The following is a 13,479-nucleotide window of genomic DNA, read 5'->3' as shown; positions in this document are numbered from 1 at the left end:
CCCGGCCCCAAAGCCACACATCGATAAGCCAGGCACCGGAACCCGCAGCGACCCGGCCTCAAAGCCACACATCGATAAGCCAGGCACCGGAACCCGCAGCGACCCGGCCCCAAAGCCACGCTCCGATAAGCCAGGCACCCGAACCCGCAGCGACTAAAGGCAGCGACGCCATAAGGGTGATGCCGCTGCCATACTCCGTTACGCCGCGTCCAGCTTAAACTGCTGCACGGTGTGCGCCAGCTGCTTCGACTGCTCCTCCAGCGAGGCCGCCGCCGCCGACATCTGCTGCACCAGCGCCGAGTTCTGCTGGGTGGCACCGTCCATCTGATTTACCGCCACCGTCACCTGACCGATGCCCTGCGACTGCTCGTCAGAAGCCGAAACAATCTCGCCGATAATCGTCTTCACCGAGGTCACCGCCAGCGTCATCTCCTGCATGGTCTGCCCGGCGCTCTGCACCAGCGTCACGCCCTGATCGACGCGCTCCGTCGACTCGGCGATCAGCGCTGAAATATCCTTCACCGCGTCGGCGCTGCGCTGCGCCAGGCTGCGTACCTCAGAGGCCACCACCGCAAAGCCGCGACCCTGCTCACCGGCGCGCGCCGCTTCCACCGCCGCGTTCAGCGCCAGAATATTGGTCTGGAAGGCAATACCGTTAATAATGCTGGTAATGGCCCCGATACGCTGCGAACTCTCGTCGATCTGCTGCATAATATGTACCACCTGCTGCACCAGCTGCTCGCCGCGCTGGGCAATATCGGTGGCGTTATCGGTCAGCGCGGTGGCCTGATGAGCGTTATCGGCGTTGTGCTTCACCGTCGCGGTCAGCTGCTCCATACTGGCGGCGGTCTGCTCCAGCGCGGCGGCCTGCTGCTCGGTGCGGGAAGCCAGATCGAGGTTGCCGCTGGCGATCTCTTCCGCCCCCTGACGCACCGAGTCGCTGGCGGCACCGATCTCCGCCACGATCGCGCGCAGCTGCTGCTGCATGGTGTGCATGGCGAAGAAAATACTCTGACGATCGTTGGCTTTGACCGGGATCTCTGAACGCAGATCGCCGTCGGCGACCAGCAGCGCGATATCCGCGGCCTGGCGTGCTTCACCGCCGATTGGCTTCACGATCTTGCGGGTAAAGATCACCCCCAGCACCGCGCAGACGATGATGATGCTCAGCACCATCAGGATCAGCGCCTGGGTCAACTGACGGTTAGCCGCCGCCATCACCTTATCCACCGGGGCCACCACGCCGAGATACCACGGCGTGGTACTGTTGCCGATATTCACCGGACGCCAGGTCTGCAGCACCTCTTCGCCGAGCACCGGATCGAAATGCTGCACGATCTGGTTGCTGTAACCGTCGGTCTGCCCGTCGTAAGCCTTACCGGCCTGCTCTTTATTCGGGCTGGAGACGACCCGGCCGCCGTGGGAGATCAGCAGCGCATAGCCGGTGCCTTCCCACGGGGTGATTTTGCTTACCCGCTCCTGCAGAGAGGCAAGGGAGATATCGGAGGTCGCCACCGCCTTCAGCCTGCCGTCGTCAACGATCACCGCCGCAACCGACGTCAGCAGCGTAGGAACGCCGTTATAGGCATAGCTGTAAGGTTCGATCAGCATATCGCGCTGGGCTTTTTTCGGCAGAATATAGTAATCGCCCTGGCCCGGTGTGAAGATCGAGGTCAGGTGGTGCAGGTTATAATTGCCGCCCGCATCGCGGTCGACAAACCGCGCGTAGCGCCCGCCAGGGGCCGGATCGGGCTGGGCGGCGAATTCCGCATCCCGGCCGTCGAAGGCGTTCTCCTCGAAGGTGATCGAGATCGACATATAGTTTGGATTCTGCTTCAGCGCGTAGGTCAGCAGCTTATCGCCGACCGCACGATCGGTGATACCCGCCGCCGGCAGGGCCACCATGCTCTGCCCAACGTCGCGCGCCACGGTGCGCGCGTAATCCAGTTCGTTCTCTACCGCCTGCGCCTGGCTCTGGGCGATCTGCCCAAGATAATCCTCTGCCAGCTTTCTCTGCTGCTGGCCGGACTGCCAGCTCAGCAGGCCGATGGTGATGCTGAAGCCGAGGGTGATGGTGATCACTCCGGTAATCAGCATCAGCGTGCGGGTGCTCATTTTCTTTTTCTGACTCGACTGCGGCATCTGGCATTTCCCCGATTTAATAAGCTGTGTGCACGGACATTCCGTTAGTAGGCGAAATCCCTTGTGTACGATCTATCGGCTAAATCAGATCAATCTTTATCCGCCCAGGTTGCAAAAGGTGAACAAACACAACCATTGCTCAATCAGCGCAAAACAGTACGCTGCGCAACTGGCGCTAACCGGGTGGAATATGCCAGGCTTAGGCGAGTAATCATGCCTATTCAACTATTCATAAGGGGAGCATCATGGACCGATATCCGCGTTCCACGGATACCATCGTACAACGTGCCAGCAGCGGCCTGTCGACCTACATGGCGCAGGTTTACGGCTGGATGACCTGTGGCCTGCTGCTCACCGCGTTTGTCTCGTGGTTTGCCGCCAACACGCCGGCGGTGATGGAGCTGGTGTTTGCTAACCGCATCACCTTCTTCGGCCTGATCATCGTGCAGCTGGGGCTGGTGATCGTACTGTCGATGTGGGTGCAGAAGCTCAGCGGGGCGGCGGCCACCGCGCTGTTTATGCTCTACTCGGCGCTGACCGGCCTGACCATGGCCAGCATCTTCCTCGTCTACACCTACTCCTCGATCGCCAGCACCTTTGTGGTCACCGGCGGCATGTTTGGCGCAATGAGCCTGTGGGGTTACACCACCAAACGCGACCTCAGCGGCATGGGCAGCATGCTGTTTATGGCGCTGATCGGTATCGTACTGGCCTCGCTGGTCAATATGTGGCTGAAAAGCACCGCGCTGATGTGGGCCGTGACCTATATCGGCGTGGTGGTGTTCGTCGGCCTGACCGCTTACGACACCCAGAAGCTGAAAAACATCGGCGAAGGCATCAACGTTGACGACAAAGAGAACCTGCGCCGTTTCTCGATCATGGGCGCGCTGACCCTCTACCTCGACTTTATCAACCTGTTCCTGATGCTGCTGCGCATCTTCGGCAACCGCCGCTAAAGCAAATGGGGCGCTGATTCAGCGCCCCATTTACCTTTATCGCCCGCAACCTTCCTGTTTGTCACTGTTACGTGATATCGCACTAAAATGGCCCTTTCTCATCATTTGAGGGGGGAATGATTGATGCCATGCACGAGCCGTCTTACAGCAACTCAACAGCTAACAGGCAATCGGGGCGATCCGGATAAGCGGACTGTCAGAGCCCATGGATGGGCGATGCCAAGCCTCCATGGATGGCTTGCGGCGTGTCCGCGTTCCGGAACGCCCCGATAAGCCAGGCACCGGTATTGAAAGCGATCCGGTCCGAAAGCCACGCCCCGGCCCCCAAAGCGATCGGCCCGCAGGCAACGCTACTCCGCCGCCAGATTCTTCCTGCGCAGCGCCTTAGCCCGCCCCTCGAGCCACAGATAGAGCACCAGCGCCACCAGCAGCGGCAGAATAAAGTAAATCAGCCGGTAGGCCAGCAGCGCGGCGATAATCGCCCCGTGGGTCAGATGCTCACCGCGCAGCAGCGCCAGAAACACCGCCTCCAGCACGCCGATCCCGGCCGGAATATGGATAATCACCCCGGCAATGCTGCTGATTAACAGCACCCCCAGCACCTGCGGATAATCCACCTTCTGCAACAGCAGCAGCCAGATAATCCCGCCCATCACCAGCCAGTTGGCGGTGGAAACCGCAAACTGTAACAGCGCCATCCGCAGCGAAGGCAGCGCCAGCTTCTGCCCGCGCACCGTCCAGCGGCGGCGGCGTGAAAACGCGCACAGCCCCAGATAGAACAGCACAAAGGCCAGCAGCCCGATGCCGATAGCCCGCAGCGTGCCGCTGCCGATATACCAGCCGGACGGCACGCTTACCCAGCCGGCGCTGAACACGATCCCCGCCAGCAGCACGTAGCCCAGCCAGTTGGTAGCGATGCTCAGCGAAAAGATGCGCGTAATGGTGCTGCCGCTCAGCCCGAGCCGGGAATAGAGCCGGTAGCGCATCGCCACGCCGCCTACCCAGGTGCTCAGCGTCAGGTTAAAGGCGTAACAGACAAACGACACCAGCATCACCTGGCGCTTAGCCAGCTTATGGCCGCAGTAGGCGCGGCTAATCAGATCGTAAACCCCGTAGGTCAGATAGCTGACCAGGGTCAGCGCCAGCGCCGAGGCGATCGCCACCCGGTTATAGCTGACCAGGTTCTGCCACACCTCCGCCCAGTCCAGCTTGCCGGCATACAGCACCAGCAACACCGCCACGGCGATAAAAAACAGCCAGGTGAGCACCTGCTTCAGTCGCGCAAAGCGCTTAGGTCGTTTGGCCATCAGGGCTTCACCTCTTGATTATCGGTCGCGACCCGATCCTGGGTCTCCATCTCCGGCTGCACCGGCGGTGGCACCTGCGACAGCTTTGGGGTATGTGCGGGCAGCCAGCCGGCAATCGCCGGGAAATAGCGCAGGAAGTGGAATACCACCACGCTTTTCGTCAGCTGCACCCAGCTCTTTGGCGGCAGCTGGCTCTCTTGCACCTGTTTACAGTCCTGCTGCAAAAGATGCTCAAGATTGTCGCGAAGCTGGCGGTTAAATTCGCGATCGTGAATGATCAGGTTGGCTTCCAGGTTCAGCGACAGGCTGAGCGGATCGAGGTTGCTGGAGCCAACGGTGGCCCACTGGCCGTCCTTCACCGCGATTTTCGCGTGCAGCGGACGGCGACAGTACTCGTGCACCTCCACGCCGCCTTCCACCAGATAGTTGTAGAGCAGCTCGGCGCCGACCTTTACGATCGGCATATCCGGCTCGCCCTGCACGATCAGCCGCACGCGCACCCCGCGCTGCGCGGCACGTTTCATCTCGCGCAGCAGGCGGTAGCCGGGAAAGAAGTAGGCGTTGGCGATGATCACGTCCTGGCGGGCGCAGCTAAGCATCTCCATGTAATGCTGCTCAATATCGTCACGGTGCGCGTCGTTATCGCGCCACACCAGCAGCGCCTGCGCGTCGCCCGGCGTGGCGTTTCTGGCCGGACGGTGGGCGCGGTGCCCCCACCAGCGTGAACTCTGCTGGCGGCTGCCCATCTGCTCGCGCACGAAGGCGGCGATATCATCGACTATCGGGCCTTTCACCTCCACCGCGTAGTCCTGCTTCGACTGCGGGCCGAAGCTGATATTGTGCTCCGCCGAGAAGTTGATGCCGCCGACAAAGGCGATGCTGCCGTCCGCCACCACGATTTTGCGGTGCAGGCGGCGGAAGATATTGGTGCGCATGCCGAACAGCGGCGGGCGCGGATCGTAGTAGAGAAAGCGCACCCCCTCCGAGGTCAGGCTGTGAACAAACTCGTCCGGCAGGTCGGGGGAGCCGTAGCCGTCGACCATCACCTCAATTTTTACCCCGCGCTTTGCCGCCGCCAGCAGCTCCGCGTGCAGCGCGTTGCCGACCTCGTCGTTAAACAGGATAAAGGTTTCCAGCAGCAGCGTATGCTGCGCCCGGCGGATCGCGCCAAACACGCGCGGGAAAAATTCTTCGCCATTCTCAAGCAACCGGATGCGGTTGCCGTCACGCCAGGTCAGATTCATAGATGGATTTCCACTGCCAGCGGTGCATGATCGGACAGATGCGACCATGGCCGCAGGGGAAGGGTTTGCGGATGGCTGATGCCGACGTTACGTACGTAAATGCGGTCGAGGCGCAGCAGCGGAAAACGCGCCGGGAAGGTGCGTGCCGGGCGGCCGTTTTTACGGCTGAAGACCTCTTCCAGCCCGGCTTCGCGCAGCAACGGTCCGTTGGCCCGCTGCCGCCAGTCGTTAAAGTCCCCGGCCACCACCACCGGCGCGCCGGCGGGCAGGGCGTTAACCCGCTGGCTAATCTGCCGCAGCTGCGCCTGGCGATGCGCTTCACGCAGGCCAAGATGCACGCACATCACGTGCAGGGTCTCACCCCCCGGTATCGGGATCTGGCAGTGCAGAACGCCGCGCTTCTCGGTGCCGGCAACCGAAATATCCACGTTCTCATGGGCGGCGATAGGCAGGCGCGACAACACCGCATTGCCGTGGTGCCCCTGCGGATAGACGGCATTACGACCGTAAGCGTAGTTGCCCCACAGGCTATCCGCCAGATACTCATAGTGCGGAGCCTCCGGCCAGTTCGCCACCTGCAACGCGTGCAGCTCATGGCTGCCCATCACCTCCTGCAATAACACAATATCCGCCCCGGTGGCCCTCACCGCTTCGCGCAGCTCGGGCAAAATAAAGCGCCTGTTCAGCGCGGTAAATCCCATATGGGTATTGATCGTCAGAACGTTAAACGACAATCGCTGGCCGTTTTGTGACATACTAATGACGCTCTCCCTTTCAATTCATGAACAATAAAGTGTAGTCTTTGTCACAAAAGAGTGCTGAGAACGGCGTTTTTTTAAGGCATTGTCTGAAAGTTGAGTTAGTCTGAGAAAATCGTTACCGGCTGACGTCGGTAACTCGCCCGGCCGGTCCCGGTCGGTGCGATGCCAGGAGAAATACATGAAATGGTCTAACCGTATTCAGATTGTCACCGGACAAAACTGTGTACATATCGCACTGCACCTGCTGCTGATTGCCGCGCTGGTGTGGGGATGGCAGCATAAGATGTTGCTGCAGGTAAGCATGATTTTACTGGCGCTGTACGCCAGCGTGTTTGCCGCCATGCTGCTGACCCAGCGCTTACCGCGCCTGCGCCGCATTGGCGATTTCCTTGAGGATGTGACCACCACCTACTACTTCGGCGCGGCCATGCTGGTGCTGGTGCTGCTGTCTAAGGTTATCCACAACAACCTGTTGCTGGGTGCGGTGGGGGTGTTAATGCTGACCGGGCCGGCGATCGTTTCGCTACTGGCGAAAGAGCCCACGCGTTCGCGCCAGCGTTCACGCTAATGCTGACGGGCCACTTCGGTGGCCCGCTGTTTTTTGCACTCTGTTCCCCACCTTCTGCACGATCCCGGCGCTGCCTTTAACTCTACACACGCTGTTTACACCGCACTGACGCACCCTTTTTGCCGCACGCCCCGCCTTTTACTCGATTTGCCCCCCCCTGCATGCGGGTGTCACAGCCTTGTGTTGCTACCATCGGCGGCCATCTGACTGCAGGCGCTGTCATGCCCGGTAACGCATTTTCAGCTAAGAAGCCGAATAATAACTCCCAGTAACCGGTACGGATCTGTTATAATCCGCCGCTTACGCACCGTGGTTTGTGCTCTCATTCAAGCGTCAGGCACCGCCTGGCGTCAACTCTCCCCCTGGAAACTACACCGCGACGCGGTCAGGGCGGATCCGGAGTCAGTCAACTTTATGTCATTTGATTCTCTCGGCCTTAATGCCGATATTCTGCGCGCTGTTGCCGAACAGGGCTATAACGAGCCTACGCCAATCCAGCGCCAGGCCATTCCAGTGGTACTGGCCGGCCGCGACCTGATGGCCAGCGCCCAGACCGGTACCGGTAAAACCGCCGGTTTCACCCTGCCACTGCTGCAGCGCCTGAGCAGCAGCAACCCGCACCCGAAAGGCCGTCGCCCGGTACGTGCGCTGATTTTAACCCCAACCCGCGAGCTGGCAGCGCAGGTTGCTGAAAACGTTCACGACTACAGCAAGTACCTCGACCTGCGTTCGCTGGTGGTGTTTGGTGGCGTCAGCATCAACCCACAGATGATGAAGCTGCGCAGCGGCGTTGACGTGCTGGTCGCGACCCCGGGCCGTCTGCTGGATCTGGAACATCAGAACGCGCTGGACCTGTCTAAGGTTGAGATCCTGGTGCTGGACGAAGCGGACCGCATGCTGGATATGGGCTTTATCCACGATATCCGTCGCGTGCTGGCCAAGCTGCCGGCCAAACGTCAGAACCTGCTGTTCTCCGCCACCTTCTCTGATGAGATCAAAGGGCTGGCGGAAAAACTGCTGCACAACCCTGAGCAGGTGGAAGTGGCTCGCCGCAACACCGCCTCCGAGCAGGTGACGCAGCACGTTCACTTCGTCGACAAGAAGCGCAAGCGGGAACTGCTGTCGCTGATGATCGGCAAGGGCAACTGGCAGCAGGTGCTGGTGTTCACCCGTACCAAGCACGGTGCTAACCACCTGGCCGAGCAGCTGAACAAAGACGGCATCACCGCCGCGGCGATCCACGGTAACAAGAGCCAGGGCGCGCGTACCCGTGCGCTGAGCGACTTTAAATCCGGCGGCATTCGCGTGCTGGTAGCAACCGACATCGCTGCCCGTGGTATCGATATCGAAGAGCTGCCGCACGTGGTCAACTTTGAGCTGCCAAACGTGCCGGAAGATTACGTGCACCGTATTGGCCGTACCGGCCGTGCGGCCGCCGTCGGTGAAGCGCTGTCGCTGGTCTGCGTGGACGAGCACAAGCTGCTGCGCGACATCGAACGCGTGCTGAAGCGTGAAGTGCCGCGTATGGCGCTGGAAGGCTTCGAGCCGGACCCAAGCATCAAAGCCGAGCCGATCGTTAACGGCCGTCAGCAGCAGCGCGGTGGCGCAGGCGGCGGTGGTGGCGGTGGACGTGGTCGCGGTCAGGGCCAGGGCCGCGGTAACGGCGGCGGCGAGCGCAGCGGTAACCGCGGTGGCAACAGCGCTGCTGCCGGTACCGGTAACGGCGGTGAGCGTCGTCAGGCCAGCGGCGAGCGTCGTCAGGGTAACGGCGGCAACGCCGGTAACGGTTCCGCTGCCGCACGCGGCGGTCGTTCTGAAGGCGGCAGCGGTGCACCGCGCGTCAACCAGACCCGCCAGCGTCGTGGTAACTCCTCGAACAACGGCTAAGCAGGCGCCGTGAGCGCGCCCCTCCCGGGGCGCTGCGGCGGTCTGTTAATATGGGGGGGAGCCGCCCGGTTCCCCTCTTTAAACTCTGATCCACAGGTTGTTCCATGCGTGTGCTGCTAGCCCCGATGGAAGGCGTTCTCGACTCGCTGGTGCGTGAACTGCTGACCGACGTCAACGATTACGATCTCTGTATTACCGAATTTCTGCGGGTGGTGGATTCACTGCTGCCGGAAAAATCCTTCTATCGTCTTTGTCCTGAGCTGCATTATGCCAGCCGTACGCCTTCCGGTACGCGGGTGCGGGTGCAGCTGTTGGGGCAATATCCGCAGTGGCTGGCGGAGAACGCCGCCCGTGCCGTGGAGCTGGGGTCGTGGGGCGTCGATCTGAACTGCGGTTGTCCGTCGAAGACGGTGAACGGCAGCGGGGGCGGGGCGACGCTGTTGAAGGATCCCGAGCTGATTTATCAGGGCGCGAAGGCAATGCGCGCGGCGGTGCCGGCGCATTTGCCGGTGACGGTGAAGATCCGTCTGGGCTGGGATTCCGGCGCACGGCAGTTTGAGATTGCCGACGCGGTGCAGCAGGCGGGGGCGACCGAGCTGGCGGTGCATGGGCGGACCAAGGAGGAGGGGTATCGCGCGGAGGCGATTAACTGGGCGGCGATCGGGGAGATCCGCCAGCGGTTGTCGATTCCGGTGATTGCCAACGGCGAGATTTGGGACTGGCAGAGTGCGCAGGATTGTATGGCGGCGACGGGCTGTGATGCGGTGATGATCGGGCGCGGTGCGTTGAACGTGCCGAATCTGAGCCGGGTGATTAAGTTCAATGAGCCGCGCATGCCGTGGGCGCAGGTGGTGGTGCTGTTGCAGAGGTATGTGCAGCTGGAGAAGCAGGGCGATACCGGGTTGTATCACGTGGCGCGGATTAAGCAGTGGCTGGGGTATTTGCGTAAGGAGTACGCGGAGGCCAGCGAGCTGTTTGCCCAGGTGCGGGCGTTGCCGACGTCGGCGCAGATTGCGGCGGCGATTCTGGCGGTGAGGGCGGAGTAGGCTGTTTTGGGGCCGGGTTTTCAGGTTCTGGTGCCTGGCTAATCGGGGGCGTGGCTTCGGGGCCGGGTCGCTTCAGGTTCAGGTGCCCGGCTAATCGGGGGCGTGGCTTCGGGGACGCTGGTCGCTTCGGGTTAAGGTGGCTGGCTAATCGGGGGCGTGGCTTCGGGGCCGGGTCGCTTCGGGTTCAGGTGCCTGGCTAATCGGGGCGTGGATTCGGGGCTGCTGGTCGCTTCGGGTTCAGGTGCCCGGCTAATCGGGGTTTATCCGGAACGCGGACACGCCAGTAACGTCCCTGGGCTCTGCCGGGCGCATCCCTGCGCCCGAAGGTCCGCTAACCCGGATAAACCCCGATTGCCTGCTATTTTCTGCGTCGCTGTGGTGTCGCTTCAGGTTTTGTACCTGGTTTGTCGTGGCGTGGCTTCGGGGCCGGGTCGCTTCGGGTTCAGGTGCCCGGCTAATCGGGGTTTATCCGGAACGCGGACACGCCAGTAACGTCCCTGGGCTCTGCCGGGCACGTCCTTGTGCCCGAAGGTCCGCTTATCCGGATAAACCCCGATTGCCTGTTATGTTCTGTGTGGCTGCCTTAAAAACCGATCGAGTTAAATGAGCAATCAACCATCAACCATCAACCATCATCGTTCACCGTTCATCGTTCATCGTTCATCGTTCATCGTTCATCGTTCACCGTTCATCGTTCATCGTTCATCGTTCATCGTTCACCGTTCACCGTTCACCGTTCATCGTTCATCGTTCATCGTTCATCGTTCATCGTTCATCGTTTATCAGTCATCATCAACGTCGCTATTATCAGGTAGCGAGACTTTAGCGATCGCCTTTAATCAGCCGCCAGATCATCAGCAACATTGCCACCAGGACGATCCCGGCTGCCGCGAGGTAGATGGCGTCGACGCCCTGTCTGGCGATCAGCAGGCCGGCCAGCGGCCCGGTCAGGCCGAGGCCGCAGTCGAGAAAGGCGGAGTAGAGGCCCAGCGCGGAGCCCTGGTTCTGCGGTTTTACTTTGCGGATCGCCTCGACGCCCAGCGCCGGGAAGATCAGCGAGAAGCCGCAGCCGGTGAGGAACGCGCCAAGATCGACCTGCCAGACGCTGCCCGCCTGCCAGATTAGCAGCAGGCCGGCGCACTCCAGCATAAACGACAGCAGCGAGACGCGGATGGCGCCAAAGCGGGTGATGGTGTTGTTGAACAGCAGGCGCATCAGGATAAAGCCGCAGCTGAAGAGCGTGAGCGCAAAGGCCGCGCCGTTCCAGCCGTGTTCGCTGAAGTAAAGGGTAATAAAGGTGGCGATGGTGCCAAAGCCGACGGTGCCGAGGCCGAGGCACAGGCCATACAGCCAGATTTTGCCGAACACTTTGCTGAACGGGATGCCTTCGCCGACCGCAACCTGTACCGCCGGGCGGCGTCCGGCCAGCCAGTAGCCGAAGGCCGCCATCAGCATAATCAGCGTGGCGAAGCCGGGGATACCGGCCAGCGCGGTGAGCATGACGCCCAGCGGTGCGCCCAGCGCCATTGCAAGGTAGGTGGCCACGCCGTTCCATGAGATCACCCGCGCGCTCTGGGTGCTGCCGACCACGTTAATGCCCCACAGAATCGATCCGGTAGCGGTCAGGCTTTCGCCAAAGCCGAGCAGTACGCGCCCGGCGGCCAGCAGCAGCAGGCTGGTCAGCGGCGAGGCGTTAAGCCAAATCGCCAGCAGGGTCAGCAGCCCGCTGCCGCCGCACAGTACCAGCCCGACCCTGACCACTTTTTTTGGCCCGAGCAGGTCGGCATAACGCCCGGCCTGCGGGCGGCTGACCAGCGTGGCGAAGTACTGCAGGCTGATGATCAGCCCGGCGATAAAGGAGCCGTAACCCAGTTGGTTATGCACGTAGCCCGGCAGCACCGCCAGCGGCAGGCCGATCGACAGGTAACAGAAGAAGGTGAACACCACCACGGAGATAATGCGTTTGTTCAGTTGAGCAGAGGTCAGTGCAGCCGGTGCGGACATAAAGCGGAGCCAAAAACAGGATTAAGTAATCCACTATCATACCCTTAGCGTGCTAACAAAGCCTGCAAAGTTTGGCGACAAGTTATTACTATATATTGGGACAGAACGTAGGGACGCTGAAGCCGTGGCTTGCAGCTAACAGCCTGGCTGCGGATTGGGTGCCGGGGTTCGCGGTATGGAGTCAGAACGCCGGGACGCTGAAGCCGTGGCTTGCAGCTAACAGCCTGGCTGCGGATTGGGTGCCGGGGCTCGCGGTATGGAGTCAGAACGCCGGGACGCTGTAGCCGTGGCTTGCAGCTAAAAGCCTTGCTGTGGGTTGGGTGCCGGGGCTCGCGGTATGGGGTCAGAACGCCGGGACGCCGTTAATGTATTGCAGCCCGAAATCCGGGCTGCAATACATCATCCGTCCATGGAGGCTCGGACGGCGCGTCCTGCGCCGTACGCCCGGCTAACCTGTCCCCATACCGCGAACCCTCCACGCAGCCGTTTCGCTGTTAGTAAAAGCAAACAGGGTTTGTTGATTTCACCGGTATTACATTAGTTTTCGAGCCGTCTTCCATTTTCTTAAATTGGCTTGAATATCCGCTGGCAATAAAGATATTCAGGCGTAAATTAGTTTTGTCGACACCCGTCGATATCAGAATTGGCGTTCTGATAACAGAGCAATGAGCGAGGGCGTTCTTGACGTCTTCCTGGCACAATCTCCCGGCTTAATTAAGCCGGGGAGGATTTGCGTCAGAATCATCATTTTCTCTGTGGCGAATGCCTGTTCTTTCTGGCAGATCTGAGAATACGAGTTTCTGACGTCAGTCCCGTATACAGAAGAGACGACATCATGATCAGAAAGACTATTTCTAATGAGACAGTTATCACCACTGTTTCAGCGCAATATCCAGCCACCTCTTTAAACGGAGGTGCAAAATGAACTACGGAATTTCCGATTCAGCCAGCCTGGACGATACCGAATTATGCGATCAGTGCCGGGCGCTGGCTTACGCGATAACTGAACTCCGTCAGCCGGTAACGCGCGATGTACTCATGTGGATCCTGGTAGAGAAAATCGAGATGCTCAGCCTGCGCTTCGAAGATGAAAGTAGCATACTACCCGCAATCCCGGCTCTCACAGCGATCCACTAACGGACAAAAAACAGCCAAGAACACCTCACTAACAGCCACATGACTGCCAGAGCGAACGCCGCTACAAAAGCAACACACCCCACAGCGACTCAGCAGCTCAAAGGCAATCGGGGATATCCGGATAAGCGGACTGTCAGCGCCCATGGATGGGCGATGCCAGGGCCCCATGGATGGGTTTACGGCGTGTCCGCGTTCACAGCGACTCAGCAGCTCAAAGGCAATCGGGGATATCCGGATAAGCGGACTGTCAGCGCCCATGGATGGGCGATGCCAGGGCCCCATGGATGGGTTTACGGCGTGTCCGCGTTCCGGATATCCCCGATACGCCCGRYCACGGTTCCCGCAGCGACTGACCGACAGCCACGTAATAAYCCGACATGTCTGCTACCGCACCCGCAGCAACTAATCCACAGCAACCCAATAGCAA

At 60.6% G+C, this 13,479-nt stretch carries 10 protein-coding genes; 5 read left to right on the top strand and 5 right to left on the bottom strand.

What is annotated here, in order from left to right:
• Window positions 1–198 precede the first annotated feature (198 nt).
• Complete coding sequence (locus ASF13_RS13800) at window positions 199–2,142, bottom strand: methyl-accepting chemotaxis protein (protein WP_056237112.1); 1,944 nt, start codon at window positions 2,140–2,142, stop codon at window positions 199–201.
• A gap of 245 nt (window positions 2,143–2,387) precedes the next feature.
• Between ASF13_RS13800 and ASF13_RS13795 the strand changes: the two genes are divergently transcribed.
• Window positions 2,388–3,098, top strand: a complete 711-nt coding sequence (locus ASF13_RS13795) for a Bax inhibitor-1/YccA family protein (protein ID WP_056237111.1) — start codon at window positions 2,388–2,390, stop codon at window positions 3,096–3,098.
• Window positions 3,099–3,448: 350 nt separating this feature from the next.
• Here ASF13_RS13795 and ASF13_RS13790 read toward each other — a convergent pair whose 3' ends face one another.
• From ASF13_RS13790 to ASF13_RS13780, 3 genes are read right to left on the bottom strand one after another with little or no spacing between them, the layout of a single operon-like run.
• Entirely contained in the window at window positions 3,449–4,405 is a 957-nt protein-coding gene (locus ASF13_RS13790) for a lysylphosphatidylglycerol synthase domain-containing protein (protein ID WP_056237110.1), read from the bottom strand.
• Window positions 4,405–5,649, bottom strand: coding sequence for a cardiolipin synthase ClsB (clsB, locus tag ASF13_RS13785; protein WP_056237108.1), 1,245 nt, complete (start codon window positions 5,647–5,649; stop codon window positions 4,405–4,407). Before clsB ends, ASF13_RS13790 begins: the two co-directional genes overlap by 1 nt.
• A complete protein-coding gene (locus ASF13_RS13780; RefSeq protein WP_056237107.1) occupies window positions 5,646–6,404 on the bottom strand; it encodes an endonuclease/exonuclease/phosphatase family protein in 759 nt (252 codons plus the stop codon). Before ASF13_RS13780 ends, clsB begins: the two co-directional genes overlap by 4 nt.
• A gap of 184 nt (window positions 6,405–6,588) precedes the next feature.
• On the opposite strand from ASF13_RS13780, the gene ASF13_RS13775 reads away from it, so the two are divergent.
• The 3 genes from ASF13_RS13775 (at window position 6,589) to dusC (ending at window position 9,911) form a co-directional block, all read left to right on the top strand.
• Complete coding sequence (locus ASF13_RS13775) at window positions 6,589–6,978, top strand: YbhQ family protein (RefSeq protein WP_056237105.1); 390 nt, start codon at window positions 6,589–6,591, stop codon at window positions 6,976–6,978.
• Between the two features lie 414 nt (window positions 6,979–7,392).
• Window positions 7,393–8,865, top strand: coding sequence for an ATP-dependent RNA helicase RhlE (gene rhlE / locus ASF13_RS13770; RefSeq protein WP_056237103.1), 1,473 nt, complete (start codon window positions 7,393–7,395; stop codon window positions 8,863–8,865).
• Between the two features lie 104 nt (window positions 8,866–8,969).
• The gene (dusC, locus tag ASF13_RS13765) at window positions 8,970–9,911 is read left to right on the top strand and encodes a tRNA dihydrouridine(16) synthase DusC (RefSeq protein ID WP_056237102.1); all 942 of its coding nucleotides are present in this window, start codon (window positions 8,970–8,972) and stop codon (window positions 9,909–9,911) included.
• An 822-nt stretch (window positions 9,912–10,733) separates the two neighbouring features.
• Here the strand turns inward: dusC and ASF13_RS13760 are convergent.
• On the bottom strand, window positions 10,734–11,915 hold the full coding sequence (locus ASF13_RS13760) for an MFS transporter (RefSeq protein ID WP_056237100.1): 1,182 nt from the start codon (window positions 11,913–11,915) through the stop codon (window positions 10,734–10,736).
• 921 nt (window positions 11,916–12,836) lie between these two features.
• Between ASF13_RS13760 and ASF13_RS13755 the strand changes: the two genes are divergently transcribed.
• Window positions 12,837–13,052, top strand: a complete 216-nt coding sequence (locus ASF13_RS13755; RefSeq protein WP_235515002.1) for a hypothetical protein — start codon at window positions 12,837–12,839, stop codon at window positions 13,050–13,052.
• The last annotated feature ends 427 nt before the right edge of the window (window positions 13,053–13,479 follow it).

Source organism: Erwinia sp. Leaf53 (assembly GCF_001422605.1).
Lineage (GTDB): Bacteria > Pseudomonadota > Gammaproteobacteria > Enterobacterales > Enterobacteriaceae > Erwinia.
Note: the sequence above shows the minus strand (reverse complement) of the source record. Positions and strands in the feature narration are given on the sequence as shown.

Excerpts from the sequence above, each read along its gene's own strand:
- ASF13_RS13790 (WP_056237110.1), bottom strand. The coding sequence starts at position 4,405 with ATGGCCAAACGACCTAAGCGCTTTGCGCGACTGAAGCAGGTGCTCACC.
- ASF13_RS13755 (WP_235515002.1), top strand. The coding sequence starts at position 12,837 with ATGAACTACGGAATTTCCGATTCAGCCAGCCTGGACGATACCGAATTA.
- clsB (WP_056237108.1), bottom strand. The coding sequence starts at position 5,649 with ATGAATCTGACCTGGCGTGACGGCAACCGCATCCGGTTGCTTGAGAAT.
- ASF13_RS13760 (WP_056237100.1), bottom strand. The coding sequence starts at position 11,915 with ATGTCCGCACCGGCTGCACTGACCTCTGCTCAACTGAACAAACGCATT.
- ASF13_RS13775 (WP_056237105.1), top strand. The coding sequence starts at position 6,589 with ATGAAATGGTCTAACCGTATTCAGATTGTCACCGGACAAAACTGTGTA.
- dusC (WP_056237102.1), top strand. The coding sequence starts at position 8,970 with ATGCGTGTGCTGCTAGCCCCGATGGAAGGCGTTCTCGACTCGCTGGTG.
- rhlE (WP_056237103.1), top strand. The coding sequence starts at position 7,393 with ATGTCATTTGATTCTCTCGGCCTTAATGCCGATATTCTGCGCGCTGTT.
- ASF13_RS13795 (WP_056237111.1), top strand. The coding sequence starts at position 2,388 with ATGGACCGATATCCGCGTTCCACGGATACCATCGTACAACGTGCCAGC.
- ASF13_RS13800 (WP_056237112.1), bottom strand. The coding sequence starts at position 2,142 with ATGCCGCAGTCGAGTCAGAAAAAGAAAATGAGCACCCGCACGCTGATG.
- ASF13_RS13780 (WP_056237107.1), bottom strand. The coding sequence starts at position 6,404 with ATGTCACAAAACGGCCAGCGATTGTCGTTTAACGTTCTGACGATCAAT.